Source organism: Streptomyces sp. NPDC017936, assembly GCF_044328485.1.
GTDB lineage: Bacteria > Actinomycetota > Actinomycetes > Streptomycetales > Streptomycetaceae > Streptomyces.
This window is the reverse complement of the sequence record NZ_JBIRHK010000016.1, coordinates 76,066-101,562: the sequence shown is the minus strand read 5'-3', so window position 1 is coordinate 101,562 and position 25,497 is coordinate 76,066. Positions and strand designations below refer to the sequence as shown.

General features: G+C 72.7%; 18 protein-coding genes. 14 read left to right on the top strand and 4 right to left on the bottom strand.

Features of this window, described 5'->3' with window-relative positions; genetic code table 11:
* Window positions 1-33 precede the first annotated feature (33 nt).
* A complete protein-coding gene (locus tag ACH4F6_RS29505) occupies window positions 34-1,116 on the top strand; it encodes a hypothetical protein (protein WP_397963426.1) in 1,083 nt (360 codons plus the stop codon).
* A 31-nt stretch (window positions 1,117-1,147) separates the two neighbouring features.
* Here ACH4F6_RS29505 and ACH4F6_RS29500 read toward each other — a convergent pair whose 3' ends face one another.
* A complete protein-coding gene (locus ACH4F6_RS29500) occupies window positions 1,148-1,705 on the bottom strand; it encodes an NADAR family protein (protein WP_397963425.1) in 558 nt (185 codons plus the stop codon).
* Window positions 1,706-1,915: 210 nt separating this feature from the next.
* Here ACH4F6_RS29500 and ACH4F6_RS29495 point away from each other — a divergent pair, with 210 nt between their 5' ends.
* From ACH4F6_RS29495 to ACH4F6_RS29465, 7 genes are all read left to right on the top strand, one after another.
* A complete protein-coding gene (locus ACH4F6_RS29495) occupies window positions 1,916-3,460 on the top strand; it encodes a gamma-aminobutyraldehyde dehydrogenase (protein ID WP_397963424.1) in 1,545 nt (514 codons plus the stop codon).
* A gap of 51 nt (window positions 3,461-3,511) precedes the next feature.
* On the top strand, window positions 3,512-4,753 hold the full coding sequence (locus ACH4F6_RS29490) for a spermidine/putrescine ABC transporter substrate-binding protein (protein WP_397963423.1): 1,242 nt from the start codon (window positions 3,512-3,514) through the stop codon (window positions 4,751-4,753).
* A gap of 5 nt (window positions 4,754-4,758) precedes the next feature.
* Window positions 4,759-5,931: an ABC transporter ATP-binding protein gene (locus ACH4F6_RS29485; protein WP_397963422.1), complete on the top strand. Its 1,173-nt coding sequence runs from the start codon at window positions 4,759-4,761 to the stop codon at window positions 5,929-5,931.
* A complete protein-coding gene (locus ACH4F6_RS29480) occupies window positions 5,928-6,857 on the top strand; it encodes an ABC transporter permease (protein WP_397963421.1) in 930 nt (309 codons plus the stop codon). Before ACH4F6_RS29485 ends, ACH4F6_RS29480 begins: the two co-directional genes overlap by 4 nt.
* On the top strand, window positions 6,858-7,658 hold the full coding sequence (locus ACH4F6_RS29475) for an ABC transporter permease (protein WP_397963420.1): 801 nt from the start codon (window positions 6,858-6,860) through the stop codon (window positions 7,656-7,658).
* 50 nt (window positions 7,659-7,708) lie between these two features.
* Window positions 7,709-9,142 carry an NAD(P)/FAD-dependent oxidoreductase gene (locus tag ACH4F6_RS29470; protein ID WP_397963419.1) on the top strand — a complete coding sequence of 478 codons (1,434 nt, stop codon included), beginning with the start codon at window positions 7,709-7,711 and terminating at the stop codon, window positions 9,140-9,142.
* Window positions 9,143-9,262: 120 nt separating this feature from the next.
* A complete protein-coding gene (locus ACH4F6_RS29465) occupies window positions 9,263-9,715 on the top strand; it encodes a hypothetical protein (RefSeq protein ID WP_397963418.1) in 453 nt (150 codons plus the stop codon).
* 29 nt (window positions 9,716-9,744) lie between these two features.
* Here ACH4F6_RS29465 and ACH4F6_RS29460 read toward each other — a convergent pair whose 3' ends face one another.
* Complete coding sequence (locus ACH4F6_RS29460) at window positions 9,745-11,346, bottom strand: PucR family transcriptional regulator (RefSeq protein WP_397963417.1); 1,602 nt, start codon at window positions 11,344-11,346, stop codon at window positions 9,745-9,747.
* A 179-nt stretch (window positions 11,347-11,525) separates the two neighbouring features.
* Window positions 11,526-13,970, bottom strand: coding sequence for an ATP/GTP-binding protein (locus ACH4F6_RS29455; RefSeq protein WP_397963416.1), 2,445 nt, complete (start codon window positions 13,968-13,970; stop codon window positions 11,526-11,528).
* A 289-nt stretch (window positions 13,971-14,259) separates the two neighbouring features.
* Here ACH4F6_RS29455 and gabT point away from each other — a divergent pair, with 289 nt between their 5' ends.
* The 3 genes from gabT (at window position 14,260) to ACH4F6_RS29440 (ending at window position 18,345) form a co-directional block, all read left to right on the top strand.
* Window positions 14,260-15,594: a 4-aminobutyrate--2-oxoglutarate transaminase gene (gene gabT, locus ACH4F6_RS29450; RefSeq protein ID WP_397963415.1), complete on the top strand. Its 1,335-nt coding sequence runs from the start codon at window positions 14,260-14,262 to the stop codon at window positions 15,592-15,594.
* Window positions 15,595-16,069: 475 nt separating this feature from the next.
* On the top strand, window positions 16,070-16,765 hold the full coding sequence (locus ACH4F6_RS29445) for a phosphatase PAP2 family protein (protein WP_397963414.1): 696 nt from the start codon (window positions 16,070-16,072) through the stop codon (window positions 16,763-16,765).
* Window positions 16,766-16,899: 134 nt separating this feature from the next.
* Entirely contained in the window at window positions 16,900-18,345 is a 1,446-nt protein-coding gene (locus ACH4F6_RS29440; RefSeq protein WP_397963413.1) for an aldehyde dehydrogenase family protein, read from the top strand.
* 141 nt (window positions 18,346-18,486) lie between these two features.
* On the opposite strand, the gene ACH4F6_RS29435 is transcribed toward ACH4F6_RS29440, so the two are convergent.
* A complete protein-coding gene (locus ACH4F6_RS29435) occupies window positions 18,487-21,324 on the bottom strand; it encodes a glycoside hydrolase family 3 C-terminal domain-containing protein (RefSeq protein ID WP_397963412.1) in 2,838 nt (945 codons plus the stop codon).
* A gap of 385 nt (window positions 21,325-21,709) precedes the next feature.
* Here ACH4F6_RS29435 and ACH4F6_RS29430 point away from each other — a divergent pair, with 385 nt between their 5' ends.
* The 3 genes from ACH4F6_RS29430 to ACH4F6_RS29420 are packed head-to-tail and all read left to right on the top strand — an operon-like array spanning window position 21,710 to window position 25,398.
* Window positions 21,710-23,404: an extracellular solute-binding protein gene (locus ACH4F6_RS29430; protein WP_397963411.1), complete on the top strand. Its 1,695-nt coding sequence runs from the start codon at window positions 21,710-21,712 to the stop codon at window positions 23,402-23,404.
* 27 nt (window positions 23,405-23,431) lie between these two features.
* The gene (locus tag ACH4F6_RS29425) at window positions 23,432-24,466 is read left to right on the top strand and encodes an ABC transporter permease (RefSeq protein WP_397963410.1); all 1,035 of its coding nucleotides are present in this window, start codon (window positions 23,432-23,434) and stop codon (window positions 24,464-24,466) included.
* A complete protein-coding gene (locus tag ACH4F6_RS29420) occupies window positions 24,463-25,398 on the top strand; it encodes a carbohydrate ABC transporter permease (RefSeq protein ID WP_397963409.1) in 936 nt (311 codons plus the stop codon). Before ACH4F6_RS29425 ends, ACH4F6_RS29420 begins: the two co-directional genes overlap by 4 nt.
* Window positions 25,399-25,497 lie beyond the last annotated feature (99 nt).

Genomic DNA, 25,497 nt, shown 5'->3' with positions numbered 1-25,497 from the left:
GCATTGCGGAACGTACGACAGAGGGGGCCGTGCATGTCCGACGACGCGTCGACGCCGGAAGTGCCCGAAGCGCGGGAGGCGCCGGAGGCGCCGGGGCGGACCGCCGGGACGCGGGCGACGGCCGCGGACGCCGTCCGTCACCCGTGGGCCGCGCCGGGTTCCGTCCCGGACGGGGTCGAAGGGCCGCAGTACGCGAGCCCCCAGGAGGGCGGCGCCCCACGGGAGGACGAACCCCAGTCGCCCTCGGACAAGGACGAAGCCTCCGCAGACCGGACGGCGCCCCGGGACGCGGCACGGGACCGGGACCGGACCGAAGTCCCGACCGCGGCGCAGGACTTGGCCGTGGCGGAAGCCCCGGTGGTGGCGCACGCTCCGGCCGCGGCGGAGGCCCCGGCTGTGACGCAGGACCCGGCCGCGGCGGAGGCCCCGGCCGTGGCGGAGGAGCGGGCCCGGGCCGAAGTTCCGGCCGCGGTGCGGGACGTGCCTCCGGCGGAAGGCCTGGCTCCGGCGCAGGAGCAGGCGGTGCCCCGGTCCCTGCACGACCAGCAGACGGTCACCTCGCTGCCCGGTGTGCCCCCGTCCGCGGCGGACGGGGGCACACCGGGCTGGGCGAGTCCCTTCGCGCCGCCGGCGCAGCCCGCCCTGGCGTCCTTCCCGCCGCCGAACCCCGCCACCCTGGCCGCCGGCCCCGACCCCTTCGCGCCCCCCACCGCCCAGGACGGGGCCGTCCCCCCGCCGCCGATCGCGCCGGACGGCCCGGGACAGGTCCCGTACGGCTACCCCGGTGGCTACGGCTACGGCTACGGCTACGCGGCACCGGGCGCCGCCGGTCACGGCGGTGCGCCGGGCTCCTACGGCTGGCCCGGGACGCGGCCGATGGAGAACGGGACGGGCGTCTCCGCGATGGTGCTCGGCATCGTGGCGGCCGGTGGGTTCTGCCTGTGGCCGGCGGCCATCGTCACGGGCGTCCTCGCGATCATCTTCGGCCTGGTCGGCCGGGCCAAGGCCGTCCGCGGCGAAGCCTCCAACCCCGGTCAGGCCCTGGCCGGCATCATCTGCGGGGTGGCGGGGCTGCTCCTCGGCATCGGCCTCGCGGTGCTGGTGATCGTGGCCTGAGCGGAGCCCGCTGCGCGGGGCGGCGGGTGCCTCACCCGCCGCGCAGCCGCTCCCGGGCCTCCATCAGCGCGAACCCCAGGAGGTTCGGCCCTCTCCACCGCTGCGGGTCCGACGCCGCCTCGTCGTCCGCGGCGAGGCCGATGCCCCACACCCGGTCGACCGGGCTCGCCTCCACCAGCACCCGCTCGCCCGTGTTCAGCAGGAACGCCCGCAGTTCGGGGTGGGCCGCGAACTTGTGGACGCTGCCCTCGACGACCAGCCGGAACCGCTCGCGCTCCCAGGTCGCCTCGTCGAAGCCGCGGACCAGGCGTCCGGCCCGCTTGGCCTGGGACGGGTGCTCGGCGGCCAGCGCCTGACGCTCCGCCGACGCGTCACCGAAGACGCGCGCCTTGCCCGCCATCATCCAGTGCTCGGCCGTCGCGTACGCCACCCCGTCCACGGTGAAGGGGGACGGCCACCACTGGCTCAGGCAGCTCGCGCCGACCCGGCCGTCGGGGCGCGGGCGATGGCCCCAGAAGTACAGGTACTTGATCCGCGCCCCCGCCCGGACCGCCCTGAGCAGGGCCTCCCGGGAATCGATCCTCTCCATGCACGCCACTGTGGCACGCGCCACTGACACCGCGTCCCCTCTTTTCCGGCGTGACTCGACACCTGGTCGACAGATTCCGTCGCGTAACCAAAAGGCAACAACGGAATCACTTGTTGGAGTGCGACTGCTCTGTCAGGATCGGCACTCAAATCAGGCTGGAGCTACGCCACCCGACCCCGTGCGCAGCGGGGGGAAGGCGAGGAGAGCGACATGCAGAACCCGGGCACCGCCGTCCCGGACCGGTCCGAACGGTTCGCCGCACAGGAACGTTTCGCGGACGGCGCCCAGTTCATCGGGGGACGTCTCGGGAGGGGCACGTCCGGCCGGACCCACACGGTGGTCGACCCGGCCGGCGGCGACGAGGTCCTCACGTACGACCTGGCCTCCGCCGACGACGTCGACGCGGCCGTCGCGGCCGCCCGTGCCGCCTTCCCGCAGTGGGCGGGAGCCACGCCCGGCGAGCGCTCGGACGCCCTGCACCGGTTCGCCGCCGTGCTCGCCGAGCGCGCGGAGGACTTCGCGCGGGCCGAGTCGCTCCAGTGCGGCAAGCCGCTGAAGCTCACCCGGGAGTTCGACGTCCCCGGCACCATCGACAACACCGGCTTCTTCGCCGGTGCCGCACGGCACCTCCAGGGACAGTCGGCGGGGGAGTACTCCGGCGACCACACCTCCTACGTCCGCCGCGAGCCGATCGGCGTCGTCGGCTCCGTCGCGCCCTGGAACTACCCGCTCCAGATGGCCGCCTGGAAGATCCTCCCGGCGATCGCCGCGGGCAACACCGTGGTGCTCAAGCCCGCCGAGCTCACCCCGCTCACCTCGCTCCTCTTCGCCCGGGCCGCCGCCGACGCCGGGATCCCGGACGGAGTCGTCAACATCGTCACCGGCACCGGGAAGGAGGCGGGCGAGCACCTGGTCGGGCATCCCGACGTGGCGATGATCTCCTTCACCGGGTCCACCGCCGTCGGCAGGCGGGTCGCCGAGATCGCCACCGCCACCGTCAAGCGGCTCCACCTGGAACTCGGCGGCAAGGCCCCCTTCGTCGTGTTCGACGACGCCGACCTGGACGCCGCCGTCAACGGCGCCGTCGCCGGCGCCCTGATCAACACCGGGCAGGACTGCACGGCCGCCACGCGCGCGTACGTGCAGCGGCCCCTCTACGAGGCCTTCGTCGAGCGGACCGCGGCCCTGATGGAGACCGTCCGGCTCGGGGACCCGTTCGCCCCGGGCACCGACCTCGGGCCGCTGATCTCGCACGTCCAGCGCGACCGGGTCGCCGCCTTCGTCGACCGGGCACGTGCCTACGCGCGCGTGGTGACCGGCGGCGAGGCCCCCCAGGGGGACCTGAAGAACGGCGCCTACTACCTCCCCACCCTGATCGCCGGCGCGCCGCAGGACAGCGAGATCGTGCAGTCCGAGATCTTCGGGCCGGTCCTGGTCGTCCTGCCGTTCGACACCGACGACGAGGGGATCCGGCTGGCCAACGACACGCCGTACGGCCTCGCCGCCTCCGCCTGGAGCCGGGACGTCTACCGGGCGAACCGGGCCACGCGCGAGATCCAGGCCGGGTGCGTGTGGGTCAACGACCACATCCCGATCATCAGCGAGATGCCCCACGGCGGGTACCGGGCGTCCGGCTTCGGCAAGGACATGTCGGCGTACTCGTTCGAGGAGTACACGCAGATCAAGCACGTTATGTTCGACAACACGGCGGTGGTCCGGAAGCCCTGGCACCGCACTGTCTTCGGGGACCGTTAGTCACGACCGGCCGCCGACCACGGCCAGACCTCCCGAAAGGGCACCACGCGCATGGAGCAGTACGAGCCCGACCGCCCGACCCCAGCGGCCGCCGTGCGGCGCGGCCTCCGCAACGGCAGGGCGGCCATGACCCGCCGGTCGCTGCTGCGCGCCTCGGCGGGCGGCGCCCTGACGCTGGGCGGCCTCGGGGCGCTCAGCGCCTGCGGGATCCCCGCGGCGGGCAAGACCGAGGGCGGCACGTCCGCCGAGGACCACTCGGCCGAGGAGAAGACCGTCAGCTTCTCCAACTGGACCGAGTACATGGACGTCGACGACTCGGGGAAGACCCACCCGACCCTCGAGGCGTTCACCCGGCGGACCGGCGTCAAGGTCAAGTACACCGAGGACATCAACGACAACAACGAGTTCTTCGGCAAGATCAAGCCGCAGCTCGCCGCGGGCCAGGACACCGGCCGCGACGTCATCGTCGTCACCGACTGGCTGGCCGCCCGGCTCATCCGCCTCGGCTGGGTCCAGAAACTGGACCCCTCCAACCTGCCGCACGCCTACGCCAACCTGTCGAGCCAGTTCCGCAGCCCCGACTGGGACCCGGGACGGGCGTACTCGTACCCCTGGCAGGGCATCTCGACCGTCATCGCCTACAACAAGAAGGCCCTCGACGGCATCGAGGTGAAGTCGGTCTCCGACCTGCTCGACAACCCCAGGCTCAAGGGACGCGTCGGCTTCCTCACCGAGATGCGCGACAGCATGGGCATGACCCTGCTCGACATGGGCAAGGACCCGGCGAAGTTCACCGACGACGACTACGAGGCGGCGATCGCCCGCCTCCAGAAGGCCGTCGACAGCGGCCAGATCCGCCGCTTCACCGGCAACGACTACACGTCCGACATCACCAGCGGCGACTTCGCGGCCTGCATCGCCTGGGCCGGTGACGTCGTCCAGCTCAAGGCGGACAGCCCCGACGTCGACTTCGTCGTCCCCGACAGCGGCTACATGACGTCCAGCGACAACCTGCTGATCCCCAACAAGGCGCGTCACAAGACGAACGCCGAGCAGCTCATCGACTACTACTACGAGCCCGAGGCGGCCGCCGAGCTCGCCGCCTACATCAACTACGTCTGCCCCGTGGACGGAGTGAAGGACGAGCTCGCGAAGATCGACGAGGACGCGGCGAACAACCCGCTGATCATCCCTGACAAGGCCATGCAGGCGAAGTCCCACGCCTTCCGCTCCCTGAGCTCGGAGGAAGAGACCGCCTACGAGGCACAGTTCGCGAAGCTCACTGGGGCGTGACGACGATGAAGACCACAGACCACGGCAACGGCGACGTCCGCCTCACCGGCATCAGCAAGGCCTACGGCTCCTTCACCGCCGTCCACCCGCTCGACCTGACCGTCCCGCAGGGCTCCTTCTTCGCCCTGCTCGGCGCCTCCGGCTGCGGCAAGACCACCACCCTGCGCATGATCGCCGGCCTGGAGGAGCCCTCCTCCGGCACCGTCCACCTCGGCGAGCAGGACGTGACGGCGCTCCCGCCGTACAAGCGCCCGGTGAACACGGTGTTCCAGTCCTACGCCCTCTTCCCGCACCTCGACATCTTCGAGAACGTGGCCTTCGGGCTGCGGCGGCGCGGCATCAAGTCCGTGAAGAAACAGGTCGAGGAGATGCTGGAACTGGTCCAGCTCGGCGAGCAGGCCCGGAAGAAACCGCACCAGCTCTCCGGCGGCCAGCAGCAGCGGGTCGCCGTGGCCCGCGCGCTGATCAACCACCCCAAGGTGCTCCTCCTCGACGAACCCCTCGGCGCCCTCGACCTCAAGCTGCGCCGTCAGATGCAGCTGGAGCTCAAGCGCATCCAGACCGAGGTCGGCATCACCTTCGTGCACGTCACGCACGACCAGGAGGAGGCCATGACCATGGCCGACACGGTCGCCGTGATGAACGCGGGCCGCGTCGAGCAGCTCGGCTCGCCCGCCGACCTCTACGAGAACCCGCGGACCACCTTCGTCGCCAACTTCCTCGGCACCTCCAACCTCATCGAGGCCGAGATCGACTCCAGGAGCGGCGACGACCTCGTGCTGAAGGCGGGCGACGGCAAGCTCGTGCTGCCCGGGGCCCGCTGTTCCGCCCCGGCCACGGCCGGCGGCCGGGTGCTGGCCGGCGTCCGCCCCGAGAAGATCTCCCTCACCCACGCCGACGACGCGGGCGCGATCCCGGAGAACCGCAACCGCGTCACCGGGACGATAGCCGCCACCAGCTTCATCGGCGTCTCCACCCAGTACATCGTCGACAGCGCGGTCTGCCCCGGGCTCGAGGTCTACGTCCAGAACGTCGACCACGACGCCCGTCTGGTCCCCGGCGCCGACGTCGTCCTGCACTGGAGCCCCGCCCACACCTTCGGCCTGGACGCGGCGCAGTCCCCGCTCGCCGGGACCACGGGCCCCGCCGGCCTCGAGGAAGAGACGGCGGTCCGATGACGACGCTCACCGAGGCGCCTCCGTCTCCCGCCGCGACCGCGCCCGGGAGGAAACCGCCGCGCAGGCGCGGCCGCTGGACGCCGTACTGGCTGCTGCTGCCCGGACTGCTCTGGCTCGTCGTCTTCTTCGCGCTGCCGATGGTCTACCAGGCCTCCACGTCCGTGCAGACGGGCTCCCTGGAGGAGGGCTACAAGGTCACCTGGCACTTCGCGACCTACTGGGACGCGCTCGGCGCGTACTGGCCGCAGTTCCTGCGCTCGGTCGCCTACGCGGCCGCCGCGACCGTGCTCTGCCTGGTGCTGGGCTACCCGCTGGCGTACCTGATCGCCTTCCGCGCGGGCCGCTGGCGGAACCTGATCATGGTCCTGGTGATCGCGCCGTTCTTCACCAGCTTCCTGATCCGCACCCTCGCCTGGAAGACGATCCTCGCGGACGGCGGGCCGGTGGTCGGCGCCCTCGACACGCTGCACGTCCTGGACGTCACCGGCTGGCTCGGCTGGACCTCCGGCGACCGGGTGCTCGCCACCCCGCTGGCGGTGGTGTGCGGTCTGACGTACAACTTCCTGCCGTTCATGATCCTGCCCCTCTACACCTCGCTGGAGCGCATCGACGGACGCCTCCACGAGGCGGCCGGCGACCTGTACGCCAGGCCGGTCACCACCTTCCGCAAGGTCACCTTCCCGCTGTCGATGCCCGGCGTGGTCTCCGGCACGCTGCTGACCTTCATCCCCGCGTCCGGCGACTACGTCAACGCCGAACTCCTCGGCTCGACCGACACCCGCATGATCGGCAACGTCATCCAGACGCAGTTCCTGCGCGTGCTGGACTACCCGACGGCGGCGGCGCTCTCCTTCCTCCTCATGGCCGCCATCCTCTTCATGGTCACCTTCTACATCCGCAGGTCCGGGACGGAGGATCTGGTCTAAATGCCCTTCGTCAACTGGCTCAAGCGCCATCTGGTCGTCATCGCGGGACTGCTGACCCTCGGCTATCTGCTGCTGCCCAACGTGATCGTCACGGTGTTCTCCTTCAACCGGCCGAAGGGGCGCTTCAACTACGAGTGGCAGCAGTTCTCCACGGACGCCTGGAAGGACCCCTGCGGTGTCTCCGGGCTCTGCGGCTCGCTGTCGATCAGCCTCCAGATCGCCTTCTGGGCGACTCTGGGCGCCACCGCCCTCGGCGCGATGATCGCCTTCGCGCTGGTCCGCTACCGCTTCCGCGCCCGCGGCGCCGTCAGCTCGCTGATCTTCCTGCCCATGGCGATGCCCGAGGTCGTCATGGCGGCCTCACTGCTCACCCTGTTCCTCAACATGGGCGCGCAGCTGGGCTTCTGGACGATCCTGATCGCCCACATCATGTTCTGCCTCAGCTTCGTCGTGACGGCCGTCAAGGCGCGGGTGATGTCGATGGACCCGAGGCTGGAGCAGGCGGCGCAGGACCTGTACGCCGGACCGTTCCAGACGTTCTGGCGGGTCACCCTGCCGATCGCGGCACCGGGCATCGCCGCGGGAGCGCTGCTCGCCTTCGCGCTCTCCTTCGACGACTTCATCATCACCAACTTCAACGCGGGCTCGACCGTCACCTTCCCCATGTTCGTCTGGGGTTCGGCACAGCGCGGAACGCCCGTCCAGATCAACGTCATCGGCACGGCCATGTTCCTCGTCGCCGTGCTGCTCGTCCTGGCCTCGATGGTCATCAGCAACCACCGCAAGAAGCAGAAGGCGTGAGCCTTCCCGGGAACACCGTCCCGGAGAACACCTCGTAGGGAGTTGACATCATGGCCCCGAGCGCCATGAGCCGTGGCAGAGACACCTCTTGGGCGAAGTCCCTCTCCGAAGCCCAGCCGGTCCCGTACTGGCTGGAAGACCCCGGCAAGCCCCGCCCCGAGCCCGCGCTCACCGGCGACGAGACCTGCGACCTGCTCGTCGTCGGCGGCGGCTACAGCGGACTGTGGACCGCACTGATCGCCAAGGAGCGCGAGCCGCGGCGGGACGTGGTGCTGGTGGAGGGCCGCGAGGTGGGCTGGGCCGCCTCCGGCCGCAACGGGGGCTTCTGCGCGGCCTCCCTCACCCACGGCCTGCCCAACGGACTCACCCGCTGGCCGGACGAGATCCACACGCTCCAGGAGCTGGGCGCCCGCAACCTCGACGAGATCGAGGCGGCGATCGCCCGGTACGGCATCGACTGCGACTTCGAGCGCACCGGCGAGATCGACGTCGCGACCGAGACGTACCAGGCGTGGGAGCTGCGCGACTGGTACGAGGAGCTCGAACGCCGGGGCCTGGCCGGCGGCCTCGAGTTCCTCGACGCCGACGCGGTCCGCGAGCAGGTCGCCTCGCCCACCTTCCGGGCGGGCCTGTACGACCGGCGGGGCGTGGCCATGCTCCACCCCGCCAAACTGGCCTGGGGACTGAAGCAGGCGTGCGTCCGGCTCGGCGTGCGCGTGTACGAGCACACGCCCGCGCTGGACCTGAAGGCCTACGGCGCGGGGATGGCCGTGCGCACCCCCTACGGGCGCGTCCGCGCCCGCCAGGTCGCGCTCGGCACGAACATCTTCCCGAACCTGGTCAAGCGGGTGCGCGCGTACACCGTCCCGGTCTACGACTACGCCCTCATGACCGAACCGCTCACCGCCGAGCGGCTCGACGCGATCGGCTGGAAGAACCGCCAGGGCCTCGGGGACTCGGCCAACCAGTTCCACTACTTCCGGCTGTCCGCCGACAACCGGATCCTGTGGGGCGGCTACGACGCGATCTACCCGTACGGCGGCCGGGTGCGCGCCGAGTACGACGACCGCCCGGAGACGTACGCCAAGCTCGCCGGGCACTTCTTCACCTGCTTCCCGCAGCTGGAGGGGGTCCGCTTCACGCACGCGTGGGGCGGCGCGATCGACACCTGCTCGCGCTTCTCGGCGTTCTTCGGCACCGCCCACCAGGGGAAGGTGGCGTACGCGGCCGGCTACACCGGGCTCGGCGTCGGCGCGACCCGGTTCGGCGCCGAGGTGATGCTGGACCTGCTGGCCGGGGAGAGCACCGAGCGGACCTCGCTGGAGATGGTCCGCAAGAAGCCGCTGCCCTTCCCGCCCGAGCCCTTCGCCTGGACGGGCATCGCCCTCACCAAGTGGTCGCTGGCGCGGGCGGACGCGCACGGCGGGCGGCGCAACCTGTGGCTGCGGACGATGGACCGGCTCGGGCTCGGCTTCGACAGCTGACCGCCGCCGGAGACGACCCGGTTCACTCCGACGGGTGACCGGAACCCGCGTAATGCCCGCCGGGGACCTCCCTCTCCCTCATGACGCGCACGCGTCCACGAGACAGAGGGAGGTCCTCTCATGGCTGGGGCGAAGACGGCCGTCGCATGGCTGGCATCCGTCGCACCCGACCCCCGGGCCTGTCGCCGGGAATGGGAGCGCAACCCCCGCGGGGTCGCCCTGCTGCCCGCCGGCAAGGCCTGGGACGTGCTCATCCTGCCGGGCGGGCTCGGCCGTTGCACGCTCGACGTGCTCAGCCGCGTCCTCGACCGGGTCGGGCCGGTGCTGGCCGGCTTCGGCGACGACCGGACGGGTTTCCTCGTGCCGCCGGGCACGGCCGACCACTGGATCGGCACGGGCGTCCGCTCGGCCGGGGCCGGCACCTGGATCGTCGTGCCGTGCCCGGGCCGCTCCGGCGGCGGCGTCCGCTGGCTGGTCCCCCCGGACGGCTCGGGCACCCTCACCGACCCGGCGCTGCTGGAGCTCGCGATGCACGAGGCGGCGGCGGGCCCGGTCCGGGGAGCGGGCCGCTGACCCGCGTCGGCGCCCCCGCCGCCCGGCGCCTACTCCGTCGCCGTCGCCTTCAGCGCCAGCCACAGCTCCATCCGTACGTCCGGGTCGTCCAGCGAGCGGCCGAGGATCTCCTCGACCCGCCGCATCCGGTAGCGCAGGGTGTGTCGGTGGACGCCCAGGTCGGCCGCCGCCGCGTCCCACTGGCCGTGCCGGGAGAGCCAGGCCCGCAGGGAGGCCACCAGGTCGCCCCGGCCGGTCGCGTCGTGCTCGCGCAGGGCCCGCAGCAGGCCGTCCGCGAAGGCCTTCACCGCGTCGTCCGCGAGGAGGGGCAGGACCGAGCCCGCCGCGAGCCGCTCGTGCTCCACGAGGACCCGGCCCCGCCGGCGGGCCACGGACAGGGCCTGCTCGGCCTGCTTGTAGGCCGCGGCCGCCGCGATCGGGCCGGCCGGCGCGGACAGGCCGACGACCAGTTCGTCCTCCTCGCCGCCCTCACGCGGCGCGCCCCCGCCGCGCACGGTCTCCAGCGCCGCCGCGTACCGCGTGCACGCCGCCACGGCCGCGCCGCCGTCCGCGGCCAGCGCCACCAGCCGTTCGCCGTCGGGGACGGCCAGCACCGCCTCCCCGGACCGGGCGGCCGCCGACTCCATGATCTCGGCGAGCTCCCCGGCCGTCTCCCCGGCGGCGCCCGGCACCCGCGCGTGCGCCGGCTCCGCCACGATCACCCGGAAGGGCGCGTCGAGCAGACCGCCGTACAGGTCCCCGGCGACGGCCCGGGCGTGGTCCGGTTCGCCGGCCAGGAGCATGCGCAGCACCGCCGCGCCGAGGCGCTGCTCGGCCGCGTGCAGCGAACGGGAGCGCTCCGTGGTGAGGGTGAGCAGGGCTATGGCCGAGTGGACGGCGTAGCGCTCCGCCGTGCCGAGCGCGGACGCCGTGCCCACGGCGAGGGCGGCGCGGGGGCGGCGGCCGGTGCCGAGGGAGTGCATCTCGACCCGGTCGTCGTGGTCGGCGTGCCCCGGTCCGCCGACCACCGCCGAGGCTGGCGCCGGCCGCTCCCGCAGGCGTTCCACCTCCGCCGTGAGCCGTGCCGCGCGGCGCCCCGCCCACTCGGGCGCGGCCGCCACGACGGCGCCCGAGGCGTCGTACAGGGCGGCCCAGCCGTCGACCTGGGCGGCGAGCGCGGTCAGCAGGCCCTCCGGCCCGTCGTTCAGCGTCTGCCTGGTCAGCTCGCGCTGGGCCGCGAACCCGGCGGTCACCGCCCGGTACTGGTCGGCCGCGATCGCCGCCGACACCGCCTTGCTGATCGCGAGGAACGGGGTGCGGCGCGGCACCTCCAGCAGCGGCAGGCCCCCTTCCTCCGCCGCGTCGACGAGGGCCTCGGGGACCTCCTCGTAGTTGACGCCGACGGCGAACCCGAGCCCCACCACGCCCGCCCCGACCAGGCGCTTCACATAGCGCCGCATGGCCTCCGGGTCCTCCGCGTCCAGTTTGAGCGCGGTGATCAGCAGCAGCTCCCCGCCCTCCATGTACGGCACGGGGTCGGCGAGCTCGCTGACGTGCGCCCAGCGCACCGGGACGTCCAGGCGGTCCCCGCCCGCCCGCACGGTCAGCTTCAGCGCGGAGTGGTGGACGAGCGAGGCGAGCGTGGGAGGCATGGGGGCCTTCAGGTCTGAGGGGCGATCGGCTGGGGGACCCGCCGCGGCGACGGCGTGATCTCTTGGCCGCTTCGTATGAAGGGCCTGTGTCGATTCTGCCTCACTGGAGGAGTCCACCGCGCCGGTCCACCCCGCGGCGGTGGGGCGTGCTCACCCCCGCGGGCCGACCGGCGGCGTGCTCATCCCCGCAGGTCGACCAGCAGCGGCGGGGCGTGCTCGCCCCCGACGGTCGTCAGCGACAGCACCGCGTGCCCCGGCGGCACCTCGTGCGCCAGCCGGGACGCCGACCACCGTTCCCGCTCGACCTGGCGCACGGTCACCGCGTCCGTGGTCACGGCCCTGCCGGTGACCAGCTTGCGCACGGCGTGGATCGCGCGGGTCATCGGCTGGTCCGCGAAGACGGTGTGCTTGGCGACCTCCGTGGTCTCCACCCACTCGGTGCCCCACGTCCGGGCGAACCGGCTGCCGTCCCAGGTGGTGATGCCGGAGAACGCCATCCTGCACCCCACCGCCCCGTACAGCGGGCCGTGCAGCGCCTCCGGCACGTCGCCGATCGTGCGCAGGGCGAGGACCACGCCCGCGTTGCGCGAACGCAGCCGCTGGACGCGGCGCACCGACTCCGCGGTGACCGTGCCCGTCGCGTCGTCGAGGACCAGACAGGCGAAGTGGGTGCGCCCGCCCTCCCGCACGACGGCGTCGAACTGGGCGAGGACGAGCCGGGTGATCAGCCGGGCGGCCTCCTCGTGACCGCGTTCGGGCAGGTCGACGCGGACGCGCAGCGGATGGTGGGCGACCGCGCGCAGCGAGAAGGCGCGGTGGGCGCCGGCCTCCGCCTCACCCGGCCGGCCGCTCCCGCCGAAGAAGTCGGCGAACACCGGCCGGTCCAGCAGCGCGAGCCGGTCGGCGAGCGCGCGGCCCGGGTCGCCGGGCGCGCCCGTCTGGCGGACGCGCGCGTCGAGCTCACGGCGCATGACCTCGTCCCCGGCCACCGCCTCCCGCAGCGCCGACAGCGCCCCCGGCTCGCCCTCCAGCAGCTCGCGCAGCACCGGCAGCGCGGGGAAACGGCCGTGGACGGCCCGGTAGGGGCCGAGGAGCCGGGCGAGCGCGGTGGCCGCGCTCTGGCCGTTCACCGTGTCGAGGTCGCCCACCAGCGCCTCGGCGAGGACGGCGGCCGCCTCGTCGGGGTCGCCGCACTCCGCGTACGGGTCCAGGTCGTGGACGGAGGACGGGTCACCGATCCGGACGATCACGTCGAACGCGGCGTCGGAGCCGAGCGGGCTGCCGGGGGAGGAGACCGCCACCACCGCGCAGCTCCCGGTGAGCGCCTGGAGGGACAGCGCCTCGGTCAGCGGTTCGACGAGCGTCCGCGTCTTGCCCGAGCCGGACGGCCCGACCGCCAGCAGCGAGGTGCCCAGCACGTCCGGGCCGAGCGCGGCGCCCGCGTCGTGGTAGGGGAGCGGCGCGCGTTCGTCGGCGACCCAGCGGCCGATGCGCACCTGGCCCGCCAGCAGGTCGTGGCGTGCGCCGCGCCGGGGCAGGTCCCGGTGGCCGGAGGGGTGCGCCCAGGCGGCGCCCGCCTCCCGCAGCACCGTCTCCCGGAAGTCCGGGAGCCCCGCCGTCCACGCGCGCGTGACGCGCGCGCAGTCCACGTCGTTCATCCGTCCGGCCGCCACCTCGGCGGTCAGCACGTCCGCCGCCTCGTGCTGCCCGGCGTCGCGCAGCTCGGGCCACTGCGCCCGCGGCCGCTCCACGGGCGCCGCCGGACCGGGGCGCTCCCGGTTCGCGCGCCGCGCGGCGAGCCGTTCCCTCAGGTACGGCCACCAGCCGCCGAGCAGGGCGAACGGCCACACCACCAGCAGCGTGATCACCGCGTACAGGGTGTCGGTGAACGTGGGGGACGCGAACAGCTCGTAGCTGCCGGAGACCAGGACGACGAGGGAGAACAGCGGGTCGACGACCGGCAGGGCGTCCCAGCCGACCCCCGGGAACGCGCTGGGGAAGACGAAGCTCAGCGCGGCCAGGGCGCACAGGAGGGCGAGCAGGGCCCGCGCGGGCTGCGGCCTGCGGCCGACGAAGTGGCGGGCGGCGCCGAGCCAGCCGCCCAGCCGGCCCATCGCGCAGACGAGGACGGCGAAGAAGACGCCGTCGTAGACGACGCGGGCCTCCGCTCCCTCCATGGTCCTCGGGGAGGCGATCGTGCCGCCCCACCACCAGTCGTCCGGGGTGAACAGGCGCAGCGGGGCGAACTGGTACGGGATGCCGCCCTGCCGCCACAGCGACCACACCACCAGGGCCACCACCAGCGGGATCAGCATGCCGACGACCGTGACGGGCGCGAGCCGCTCCACCACCCGCGCGGCCTTCGGCGGCCGGTAGCCGAACCGCCAGACGCCGGGCCGGGCCGCCGGGCGCGCCTCGTCCAGCCACGCGGCGACGGCGGAGGAGGGCGGCGCGGCCGGGCCGGAGGCCGGCGCCGCCTCCGGCGCGCGGACCGGCCGCGGCGGCACCGCGGGGGGCGCCGCGGGAGGCGCCGGCGGTACGGCGGGGCGCCGGGGCGGCCCCGCCGGGCGCGGCACGGGATCCGCCTGCGTGCCCCACGCGTCCTGCGTCCCGTCGCTGTTCATCGCCCTTGCCCCCTGACCAGCCGTTCCGTCCGTCGTCGCCGGGCCAATCTAACGCCCCCGCAAGGGGAGTTCACCGCTTACGCGGCCGAGCCCGCACCGGGGGGCGGCCGGCCGGCGACCCCCCGGCCATGTCCACCGCGGACAATCCCGGCCGCCGACAACGCCCACATGGAGCATGCCCACCCGCCTTTCCCGGCCCTAGCCTGCGAAGAAAGAGACAAGCGTCCGAAAAACGCACCGTCCGGAACCCCCGGGAACACCCGGTATGCAAGATCACAGGGAGCCCTCCATGACCGCACTTCCGCAGGAGCGCCGCGTCGCCACCGCCATCCCCGGCCCGAAGTCGCAGGAGCTGCAGGCCCGCCGCACCGCCGTGGTCGCGCAGGGCGTGGGCTCCACGCTGCCGGTCTTCGTCACCCGCGCGGGCGGCGGCATCATCGAGGACGTCGACGGCAACCGCCTGATCGACTTCGGCTCGGGCATCGCCGTGACCTCGGTCGGCGCCTCCGCCGAGGCCGTCGTGCGCCGGGCCTCCGCCCAGCTCGCCGACTTCACCCACACCTGTTTCATGGTCACCCCCTACGAGGGCTACGTGGCGGTCGCCGAGGCCCTCGCCGAGCTGACCCCGGGCGACCACGCCAAGAAGAGCGCCCTGTTCAACAGCGGCGCCGAGGCCGTCGAGAACGCCGTCAAGATCGCCCGCGCCCACACCAAGCGCCAGGCGGTCGTCGTCTTCGACCACGGTTACCACGGCCGCACCAACCTGACGATGGCCCTGACGGCCAAGAACATGCCGTACAAGCACGGCTTCGGCCCGTTCGCGCCCGAGGTCTACCGCGTGCCCGTCGCCTACGGCTACCGCTGGCCGACCGGCCCGGAGAACGCCGGCCCCGAGGCCGCCGCCCAGGCCATCGACCAGATCACCAAGCAGGTCGGCGCGGACAACGTGGCCGCGATCATCATCGAGCCGGTGCTCGGCGAGGGCGGCTTCATCGAGCCGGCGAAGGGTTTCCTGCCCGCGATCCGCCAGTTCGCCGCCGACAACGGCATCGTCTTCGTCGCCGACGAGATCCAGTCCGGCTTCTGCCGCACCGGCCAGTGGTTCGCGTGCGAGGACGAGGGCATCGTCCCGGACCTGATCACCACCGCCAAGGGCATCGCGGGCGGTCTGCCGCTCGCCGCCGTCACCGGCCGCGCCGAGATCATGGACGCCGCGCACGCGGGCGGCCTCGGCGGCACCTACGGCGGCAACCCGGTGGCCTGCGCCGGCGCGCTCGGCGCCATCGAGACGATGAAGGAGCTGGACCTCAACGCCAGGGCGAAGAGCATCGAGGCGATCATGAAGGCGCGCCTCACCGCCATGGCGGAGAAGTTCGACGTCATCGGCGACGTGCGCGGCCGCGGCGCGATGATCGCCGTCGAGCTGGTCAAGGACCGTGCCACCAAGGAGCCGAACCCCGAGGCGACCGCCGCCCTCGCCAAGGCCTGCCACCAGGAGGGCCTGCTGGTGCTGACCTGCGGCACCTACGGCAACGTCCTGCGCTTCCTGCCGCCGCTGGTCATCGAGGACGGCCTGCTCAACGAGGGCCTCGACATCATCGAGCAGGCCTTCGCGCGCATCTGAGCCGGGCACCCGGGCCGAACATCTGAGCCGGGGTCCGCACAGCTGATTCCCCTCGACGGCGCAGGTGTGAAGAAGGTGTGCGGGGTGGATGGCGGGACGGGGATGCGGCTGTCGTCCCGCCGGCCACTGCCGTAGGTTCTCCGCAGATGAGAGATACAGCCGTCCGCGGGTGACCGCGGACGAACCCAGGGCGGGGCCTCCCCAGCTTCGGCCTGGTCGTGCCTCGCGCACATGACCGGAGCCTTCGGCTCCGGGTCTCCTCACCGATCGGACCGTCGAGCGCCCCAAACCCCCCGGGGCGCGCGGCACCCCGATCCGGACGGCCGCCCCGGAACCACCCCCCCTGTTCCGGGGCGGCCGACCTCCTTCTCCACAGCGCGCGGACCCCGGTTCCCACCGGGGTCCGCTCCCTTTCCTCTCCCGGGTGGCCCACCCGCCACGGCGCTCCGGCGGCCGTTCCTGACAAGCTGGACACATGTCGACCAGCCCGCGTCAGCACACCGGGGACCCGCAGCGCCCCGCGGACCCGCCCGCGGGCGCGGCCGGGCGGGAACGGCCCGGCCCCCTGCCCGCCGCCCTCCTCCTGGGCCTGCCCGCCCTCCTCCTCGCGCTGCTCACCTGGCAGATCACCGCCGACGGCCCCCTGGTGGACGCCGACGAGCGGCTCAGCCACGCCCTCGTCCACCCGGACCGGGCCTCCGAGCTGCTGTCCGACCTGGGCAACGTGCAGGTCGCGGTGCCCGTGACGGTGCTGGCCGCCGGCTGCGTCGCCCGGTGGGGGAGCGCCGCGCGCGTGCGGCGCTGGTGGCTGCCGCCCGTCGCCGCGCTGCTGCTCATGGCGCTCGTGCCGCTGATCGTCATACCCCTGAAGGAGTGGACCGACCGGGCCGGTACGCCCGTCGTGCCGCCGGCCACCGGCTACTACCCGTCGGGGCACACGGCGACGGCGGCCGTGGCCTACGGGGCCGCCGCGCTCCTGCTGGTGCCCTGGCTGGTGACGGCCCTCCTGCGCCGCGCGGTCGCCGCCACCGCCGCCGTCCTGGTCGCCGGCGTCTCCTACGGACTCGTGCGGCGCGGCTACCACTGGCCGCTGGACGTCGCCGCCAGCTGGTGCCTGGGGGCGCTGCTCCTCGCCGGGCTGTGGCTGTTCCTGCGGCGGACGATGCGGTAGGCGACCGCGCCAATACGGCGTACCCGGTCACCCCACCCGTACGACTCGGACAAACGACCGTCCGCCTCCCCGCCCCTACCGTGGACCAGGAAAGACCACGCACACCCCCAACGCGGAAGGGCCGGGACCCGACTATGACTTCCCCCCACGCCTTCTGGCTCGCCGGCCGCCAGGCCACCGGCGAGGACAGCTTCGACGTCACCTCCCCGTGGGACGGCCGTCTCGTCGGCAAGGTCAGCGTGCCGACCGACGCGCAGGTCGAGGAGGCCGTGGCCGCCGCGTACGCCGTGCTCGACGAGCTCGCCGCCACCCCGGCCCACGTCCGCGCCGCCGCCCTGGACCACGTCAGCAAGCGGCTCGCCGAGCGCACCGAGGAGATCGCCCAGCTGATCTCCGCCGAGAACGGCAAGCCGATCAAGTGGGCCCGCGGCGAGGTCGGCCGCGCCGTCTCGGTGTTCCGGTTCGCCGCCGAGGAGGCCCGCCGGTTCAACGGCGGCGAGGCCCAGCGGCTCGACACCGACGCCGGCGGCCAGGGGCGCCTCGCCCTCGTCCGGCGCTTCCCGAAGGGCGTCGTGCTCGGCATCGCGCCGTTCAACTTCCCGCTGAACCTGTGCGCCCACAAGGTCGCCCCGGCGATCGCCGCCGGCGCGCCGATCATCCTCAAGCCGGCCCCGGCCACCCCGCTGTCCGGCCTGATCCTCGGCGACCTGCTCGCCGAGACGGACCTGCCGGCGGGCTCCTGGAGCATCCTGCCGGTCTCCAACGACCGCATGCCCGCCCTCGTCCAGGACGAGCGGCTGCCGGTCGTCTCCTTCACCGGCTCCGAGAAGGTCGGCTACGCGATCATGGACTCGGTGCCGCGCAAGCACTGCACCCTGGAGCTGGGCGGCAACGGCGCGGCCGTCGTGCTCGGCGACTGGGCGAGCGACGCCGACCTCGACCGGGCGGCCGGCCGCATCGCCACCTTCTCCAACTACCAGGGCGGCCAGTCCTGCATCTCCGTGCAGCGGGTCATCGCCGACGCGTCCGTGTACGACCGCCTGCTGCCGCGCATCGTCGCCGCCGTCGAGGCCCAGGTCACCGGCGACCCGTCCGACGACACGACCGACGTCGGCCCGCTGGTCAGCGAGGACGCGGCCCGGCGCGTGGAGGAGTGGGTGCGGGAGGCCGTCGACGCCGGGGCGCGGCTCCTGACGGGCGGCAAGCGGGACGGCGCCTCCTACGCGCCGACCGTCCTCACCGACGTGCCGGCCACCGCCACGATCGCCCGCGAGGAGGTCTTCGGACCCGTCCTCACCGTGCAGAAGGTGGACGGCGAGGACGAGGCGTTCGCCGCCGTCAACGACTCCAAGTACGGCCTCCAGGCGGGCGTCTTCACCCATGACCTGCAGACCGCCTTCCGCGCCCACCGCGCGCTGGAGGTCGGCGGCGTGGTCGTCGGCGACGTGCCGTCCTACCGCGCCGACCAGATGCCGTACGGCGGCGCCAAGCAGTCCGGCGTGGGCCGTGAGGGCGTGCGGTCCGCCATGGACGACTACACCTACGAGCGGGTGCTGGTCCTCACCGGACTCGCCCTCTGACCGCTGTCCGGTCCCCCCTCCGGCCCGGGGGGACCCCGCGGACGGCCTCGCGCGCGGCGCGGGCCCGCCGTCCCTGAAGGGGCCCGGCACCGGAACCGTCCGGTGCCGGGCCCCTTCGTCGCGTCGGCCTGGTCCGGACCCTCAACCGGAGAAGCCGACGAGCGCGAGCCGCAGCGGGCCGCGCAGTCTGATCCGCAGGTCGCGCACGCCGTCCGCGGCGAACGGGGCGGTGAGCGTGGTGTAGTCGTACGGTCCCGGCGTCGGCGCGTCGAGCGTCAGCACCACCGCGGCCGGGCCGCCGGCCGGGCAGACCTCCACCGTGCCCTCGCCGGCCACCTCCACGGTCACCTCGCCCGTACCGGTCCCGAAGTCGCAGGACCGGTAGACCAGTTCGCCCGTGCCGCCGGCGACGGGGGTGACCGCGTCCCCCGACACCTTCGTCCGGTCCACGATCGCGGTCCCGCTCTGCTCGTCGAAGTCGACGGCGGCAAGGGACCGGCGCAGGACGGGACGCGGGGCGGCCGGGTCGCCGTCGAGCGTCACCGTCGTCCGCAGCCGGACGTCCTCGCTGGACGCGCCGACCATCAGCTCGTACGGTCCCGGTTCGAGGCGGAGGCCGTCCCGGGCCACGTCCCAGAAGGCGAAGGCGGACAGCGGGACCTCGAAGGAGACCTCCCGCCGCTCGCCCGGGGCGAGGGCGAGCCGCCGGTGGGCCAGCAGCTCGCGGCGAGGCCGGGTGACCGACGGGTCCACCGCGCGCGTGTAGAGCTGGACGACCTCGTCGGCGGTCACGGCCCCGGTGTTGGCGACCGTGCAGGAGACGCGCACCGAGCCGTCCTCGACGTCCGCCGCCAGGCCGGCGTACGCGAAGGAGGCGTAGGACAGGCCGTGCCCGAACGGGAACAGCGGGGTGCCCTCGAAGTACAGGTACGTCTGGCGGGCGCCGATCACGTCGTAGTCGAGCAGGTCGGGCAGGTCGGCGTCGTCGGCGTACCAGGTCTGCGGCAGCCGGCCCGCGGGTGAGACGTCACCGGCCAGGACGCGCGCCAGGGCGGTGCCGGCGGCCTGGCCGCCGTGCGCGGTCCACAGCACCGCGGACAGCCGGCCCGGCTCGACGGCGTACGGGTACGCCGACACCAGCGCCAGCACGGTGCGCGGGTTCGCGGCGCGGGCCGCCTCGAGGATCCGCTCCTGCTGGGCGGGCAGCCGCAGGGTGGTGCGGTCCTCGGTCTCCCGGCCGTTGATGTGCGGGTCGTTGCCCGCCACCACCACGACCACGTCCGCCCCGGCCGCGGCCCGGGCCACCGCCTCCTCACCGCGTTCGACGACGACGAGCTCGAAGACCTCGGGATTCTCCTCGGCAACCTTCACGCCCTCGGCGGTGACAGAGACGTGGTGACCCGTTCCCAGGTGCCGCAGGAGGTGACCGTTTCCATGGGCTTCGAGGCGGAACGTCTCCTGCACCACCCAGCCCCCGGGCTGGTCGGCGGAGGCGCGCAGACGGCCGTCGTCGGCGACCGAGAGGTAGCGGCCGTCGGGGGCGCGCAGGGTGAGGACGCCCTCGCCCCAGTCCACCAGCGCGAGTTCGGTGCCGGTGGCGTCGGTGGTCAGCGGCGGCAGGTCGGTGCGGCCCGCGAGCAGCGCCGGGTCCAGGGCGCCCTCGGCGCCGCGCACCTCGTCGGCGGCCTCGGGGGCGGGCGGGACCTTCAGGAACGTTCCCGCGGACGTCTTCAGCAGGACGCGGTCCACGCCCTCCGCGAACTCCACCCGGTCGGCGCCGAACCGTTCGTACAGCCCCTCCAGGGGAGTGGAGCGGTGGATCAGCGTGCCGCTGTACCAGTCGAGCTTGCACTCGTCGGCGAGCACGCCCACCACGGCGATCCGGGCGCCGGAGGCCAGCGGCAGCACACCGTCGTTGCGCAGCAGCACCACGGCCTGCTCGGCGGCCTCCTGCGCGAGGGCGCGGTGGGCCGGCGTGTCGAACGCGCCGGCGTCGGCGTGCGGGTCGTGGTGCGGGTCGAACTCGCCGAGGCGGAAGCGGACCGAGAGCTGGCGGCGGACCGCCGCGTCGACGTCGGCCTCGGTGAGCAGCCCCCTCTCCAGCGCCCCCCGGACCCGCGCGACGATCTTCGAGCCGTCGGTGCCGTGGTCGGTGAAGCTGTCCACGCCGGCGGTCAGCGAGGCCGCCGTCGCCTCCTCGTGGGTGTCGAAGTAGTGCTCGGAGTCCACCAGGTTCGAGGGCGCGCCCGCGTCGGAGCAGACCAGCAGGTCCTGCTCGGTCCAGGTCCGCAGGTGCTCGCGCAGATAGGGCGAGACGTGGTTCGGGCGGCCGTTGACCAGGTTGTACGCCGGCATCACGCCGGCCACCGCGCCCGCCTCGACCGTCTCCCGGAAGGCCCTCAGGTCGTACTCGTGCAGCACGCGCGGGCGGACCGAGGCGGAGGTGACGTCCCGGCCGGTCTCGTTGTTGTGGGCCAGCCAGTGCTTGAGGACCGGAGCCGTGCGCCAGTACGTCGGATGATCCCCGCGCAGGCCCCGGGTGTAGGCGGTGGCGATCGCGGAGGTCAGCTTCGGGTCCTCGGAGTAGCCCTCCTCGTTGCGTCCCCACAGCGGGTGGCGCAGCAGGTTCACCGTGGGGGACCAGACGTTGAGGCCGACGCGCTCGTCGCGGGCGCGCATCGCGCGGACCTCCCGGGAGACCGCTTCGCCGACCCGGCGCACCAGGTCCTCGTTCCAGGTCGCGCCCAGACCCACGGCCTGCGGGAACACCGTCGCCGGGCCCATCCAGGCCACGCCGTGCAGCGCCTCCTGGCCGGTGCGGAACGCGGCGACGCCGAGACGGTCCACGGCGGGCGCGAACTGGTGCAGGAAGGAGACCTTCTCCTCCAGGGTCAGCCGCGACAGCAGATCGTCGATGCGCTTCGCGAACGGCAGGTGCGGATCGCGGAAAGGCGGCGTGGGCGGTGTGGGTGCGGTCACGTGGGGTTCCCTTTGCGATGGAGCGGGGAGGCTCTTTCGAAGCGCTTCGATGCTCATTCCACGTCATGCCGGGTGTCAAGACATCCCCCGGCAACAACTCCGAGTCACGGGCTTCATTTCAAGCCGCGGACGAGTGCGTACGAATCGCCGACACCTCGGAGGAATCTTGGGAGCGACCCTTGTGCGCCCCTTGCCCTTCACTTAACCTCGCAGCAACATCGAAGCGCTTCGACGATCCCTGCGACAGTGAGGAGCCGCCGACGGCGGCGGCCCAGTCCTCCGACGATCAGGGGCCGGGAGTGCTTCAGCTCAGCCAGATCCACTCGAGACACCGCAGCCGACGGCCACCGCCGGGTGTCCTGGTGCGCCATGAAGGGTTGACGCAATGACGCCGAACGCCGCTTCCGCCTCCTCCGGCCCGAGCCGGAGAAGCTTCCTCGCCTCCACGGCGGTCGCCACCGCAGCGGTGGCGGGAGGGATGCCGTTGCTGACCGCCTGCGGCGGCTCGGACAGCGGTTCGCGCGAGGGGACCACGTCGGGCAAGAACGCCGAGAAGATCCTGCCGGCGTACGTCGCCAGCAACGTGGTGACGCCCGACATCCCCGCCAAGAACGGCTCGGCGATCGGCTTCACCAGCAAGCTGGACCTGGCCACGCTGAAGACCTCGGTGCCGAAGAAGCTCGGCAAGGGCGGCAAGGTCACCGTCATGTCGCCGTTCTGGGGCTCGCCGCCGAAGAGCGGCAACGCCTACTACCGGGCGATGAACGACCTCATCGGCGTCGACGTCCAGTGGCAGAACCAGGACGGCAACACCTACGACCAGAAGCTCGGCGCGGTCCTCGCCTCCAGCAGCGTGCCCGACGTGGTGGTCGTCCCCGGCTGGAACATGGGCGGCAAGATACCCAGCGCCATCAACGGCAAGTTCGCCGACCTCGGCCCCTACCTGTCCGGCGACGCCGTCAAGGAGTACCCGAACCTCGCGGCGATCCCGACCGACGCCTGGCAGCGGTCCATCTTCGGCGGCAAGCTGCGCGGCCTGCCCATGCCCGCCGCGTACGTCCCCAACATCGTGCCGTTCTACCGCAAGGACGTCTTCGACGAGGAGGGGTACACCGTCCCCCGGTCGGCGGACGAGTTCATGGCCCTGGCGAAGGAGATCACCAACGCCAAGGCCAAGCGCTGGGCCTGCAACGACATGAAGTGGACCGCCTTCAACGCCTTCGGGGTGCTGTCCGGGAGCGAGAAGGCCCTCGGCTGGAACCTCGTCGACGGCAAGCTGGTCTACCGCGTGGAGACCGACGAGTACCTCGAGGCCCTGGAGTGGACCCGCAAGCTGTTCGCCGCGGGATACGTCCACCCCGACGGCCGGCTCGGCAAGAGCCAGGCCGTCGACCCGAGCACCAAGTTCGCGGCCGGCGAGTTCCTGATCTACAACAACGACATCTCCAGCTGGTGGGGCCAGCAGGCCATCCAGCAGGCCCACAACCCGGACTTCCGGATCTGGGGCATGGACATCTTCGGCCACGACGGCGGCGATCCCACCCTGTGGGCCACGAACCCGGCGAACATCTTCGCCTTCGTCAACAAGAACGCCTCCGAGGCCGTCGTCCGCGACGTCCTCGCCCTCGCCAACGTGACCGCCGCCCCGTACGGCACCAAGGAGTACATGCTCACCAACTACGGGGTCGAAGGCACCCACTACACGGTGAAGGACGGCGTGCCCACCAAGACGGACAAGGGCAACATCGAGGTCGCCAACGCCTACGTGATGGTCGCCAGCCCGGCCGCGACCATCGCCCGCCCCGACCTCCCGGACATCGGCAAGGGCGCCGTCGAGTGGCAGCAGCGCATGGGCGCCTTCACCAAGAAGTCGTCGTTCTACGGCATGCAGGTCACCGAGCCCACCCGCTACACCAACCTCTCCAACGACTTCGAGCAGCTCGAGGACGACGTCGTCCGCGGCCGCAAGAAGATCAGCGACGTGCAGCAGGCAGTCTCCGACTGGAAGAAGAAGGGCGGCGACCAGCTGCGCGACTGGTACAAGAAGCTGCTCGACGAGAACGGTCCGGCGGCGAGCTGACCCGGCGGCGAGGCAAGGAGAACGGCCGTGTCCCACAGCACGGTGCCTCGGAGCAGGGCCGAGGCCGACGAGACGGGGAAGAACCCGGTGGCGCCCGACGGCGCCACCGGTGCCGGGGAGGCAGCACCCTCCGGGAAGCTGGGCCTGCGGCTCAGGTTCAGACGCGACCGCGTCCTGCTCCTGATGACGCTGCCGGCGGTCCTGCTGGTCCTGCTCTTCAACTACGTGCCGATCCTCGGCAACGTGGTCGCCTTCCAGGAGTACGACCCCTACGTCAGTGACAACGGGGTCGTCTCCATCCTCCACAGCCCGTGGGTGGGGGTGGAGAACTTCCAGCGGCTCTTCGAGGACTCGGCCTTCTGGGCCGCCGTCCAGAACACCCTGGTGCTGTTCTTCCTCCAGCTCGTGCTGTACTTCCCGATCCCGATCATGCTCGCGCTGCTCATCAACAGCGTGGTCAGGCCCCGGGTGCGGGCGGTGTCGCAGGCGATCCTGTACCTGCCGCACTTCTTCTCGTGGGTGCTGGTCATCGCCGTGTTCCAGCAGCTGTTCGGCGGGGCGGGCCTGCTGTCCCAGCTGCTGCGCGAGCACGGTCACGACGGCATCGACGTCATGACGGACCCGAACACCTTCGCGTTCCTGGTCACCGCGCAGAGCGTGTGGAAGGACGCGGGCTGGGGGATCATCGTCTTCCTCGCCGCGCTGGCCTCGGTGAACCCGGACCTCTACGAGGCCGCCGCGATGGACGGGGCGGGCCGCTGGCGGCGCATGTGGCACGTCACCCTGCCGGCCCTGCGCCCCGTGATCGCCCTGCTGCTGGTGCTGCGCGTCGGCGACGCCCTCACCGTCGGCTTCGAGCAGATCCTGCTGCAGCGCGAGGCGGTGGGACCCGGGGCCGCGGAGGTCCTCGACACCTTCGTGTGGTGGAACGGCGTCCGCAACCAGGACTTCGGCTACGCGGCCGCCGCCGGCCTGATCAAGGGCGTGGTCAGCCTCGGTCTGGTGCTCGTCGCGAACAAGGTGGCCCATCTCATGGGCGAGCAGGGGGTGTACAAGAAGTGACCGCCGTCATCGACAAGCCGGTGCGTGAACCCCGCTGGTGGGAGGCGCCGCCGCGGCCGGTGTGGGAGGAGCAGCCGTCCCGGGCCGGCCTCGCGGGCAAGGGCATCGCCCTGACGTTCGCCTGCCTGGCCATCCTCTTCCCGCTGTGGATCGTGGTCGTCACCAGCCTCTCCTCGCGGAAGACCATCGACGAGGCCGGCGGCCTGGTGATGATCCCGAAGGAGATCACCTTCGTCGCCTACCAGGAGCTGCTGAGCGGGGGACAGGTCACGCGTGCCGCCGTCATCAGCGTCCTGATCACCCTCGTGGGCACGGTCTTCTCCATGACGGTGTCGGTGCTGTGCGCCTACGGGCTGTCCCGCACGGGCTCCCTGGGCCACCGCTGGCTGCTGATGATCCTGCTCGCGACGATGTTCTTCAGCGCCGGTCTGATCCCGACCTACCTGCTGGTGCAGTCGCTCGGACTGACGGACACCTACCTCGCGCTGATCCTGCCGAGCGCGGTCAGCGTCTTCAACATCCTGGTCCTGCGCGGGTTCTTCATGGGGATCTCGCAGGAGCTCATCGACAGCGCGCGGATCGACGGCGCGGGCGACTTCCGGATCCTGTGGCAGATCGTGATGCCGCTGTCCCGCGCGGTGCTGGCGGTCATCACGCTCTTCTACGCCGTCGGCTACTGGAGCGCCTGGTTCAACGCGTCGCTGTACCTCAACGACCAGGACATGATGCCGCTGCAGAACGTCATGATCCAGCTCGTCCAGAAGCAGGAGGCACCGGTCGGCCTCGGCCAGGCCATCAGGACCGGTGAACTGTCCGGCTTGGCCGTGCAGATGGCGGTGATGGTGATGGCGCTGCTGCCGGTGGCGGTGCTGTCGCCGTTCGTCCAGAAGCACTTCAAGAAGGGAATGCTGACCGGAGCGGTGAAGGGGTAGCGGCCGCGCCCGCCGCGCGAGGGGCCGACTCGTCCGGCGGTCGCGGGCCGTCGGCGGCCGGTCGCGCCCCCGCAACGAAGCCGCACACCGTTACCGTCC

Bases quoted from the DNA above. Each gene is read 5' to 3' on its own strand.
- ACH4F6_RS29505 (WP_397963426.1), top strand. From the start codon at position 34: ATGTCCGACGACGCGTCGACGCCGGAAGTGCCCGAAGCGCGGGAGGCG.
- ACH4F6_RS29500 (WP_397963425.1), bottom strand. From the start codon at position 1,705: ATGGAGAGGATCGATTCCCGGGAGGCCCTGCTCAGGGCGGTCCGGGCG.
- ACH4F6_RS29495 (WP_397963424.1), top strand. From the start codon at position 1,916: ATGCAGAACCCGGGCACCGCCGTCCCGGACCGGTCCGAACGGTTCGCC.
- ACH4F6_RS29490 (WP_397963423.1), top strand. From the start codon at position 3,512: ATGGAGCAGTACGAGCCCGACCGCCCGACCCCAGCGGCCGCCGTGCGG.
- ACH4F6_RS29485 (WP_397963422.1), top strand. From the start codon at position 4,759: ATGAAGACCACAGACCACGGCAACGGCGACGTCCGCCTCACCGGCATC.
- ACH4F6_RS29480 (WP_397963421.1), top strand. From the start codon at position 5,928: ATGACGACGCTCACCGAGGCGCCTCCGTCTCCCGCCGCGACCGCGCCC.
- ACH4F6_RS29475 (WP_397963420.1), top strand. From the start codon at position 6,858: ATGCCCTTCGTCAACTGGCTCAAGCGCCATCTGGTCGTCATCGCGGGA.
- ACH4F6_RS29470 (WP_397963419.1), top strand. From the start codon at position 7,709: ATGGCCCCGAGCGCCATGAGCCGTGGCAGAGACACCTCTTGGGCGAAG.
- ACH4F6_RS29465 (WP_397963418.1), top strand. From the start codon at position 9,263: ATGGCTGGGGCGAAGACGGCCGTCGCATGGCTGGCATCCGTCGCACCC.
- ACH4F6_RS29460 (WP_397963417.1), bottom strand. From the start codon at position 11,346: ATGCCTCCCACGCTCGCCTCGCTCGTCCACCACTCCGCGCTGAAGCTG.
- ACH4F6_RS29455 (WP_397963416.1), bottom strand. From the start codon at position 13,970: ATGAACAGCGACGGGACGCAGGACGCGTGGGGCACGCAGGCGGATCCC.
- gabT (WP_397963415.1), top strand. From the start codon at position 14,260: ATGACCGCACTTCCGCAGGAGCGCCGCGTCGCCACCGCCATCCCCGGC.
- ACH4F6_RS29445 (WP_397963414.1), top strand. From the start codon at position 16,070: ATGTCGACCAGCCCGCGTCAGCACACCGGGGACCCGCAGCGCCCCGCG.
- ACH4F6_RS29440 (WP_397963413.1), top strand. From the start codon at position 16,900: ATGACTTCCCCCCACGCCTTCTGGCTCGCCGGCCGCCAGGCCACCGGC.
- ACH4F6_RS29430 (WP_397963411.1), top strand. From the start codon at position 21,710: ATGACGCCGAACGCCGCTTCCGCCTCCTCCGGCCCGAGCCGGAGAAGC.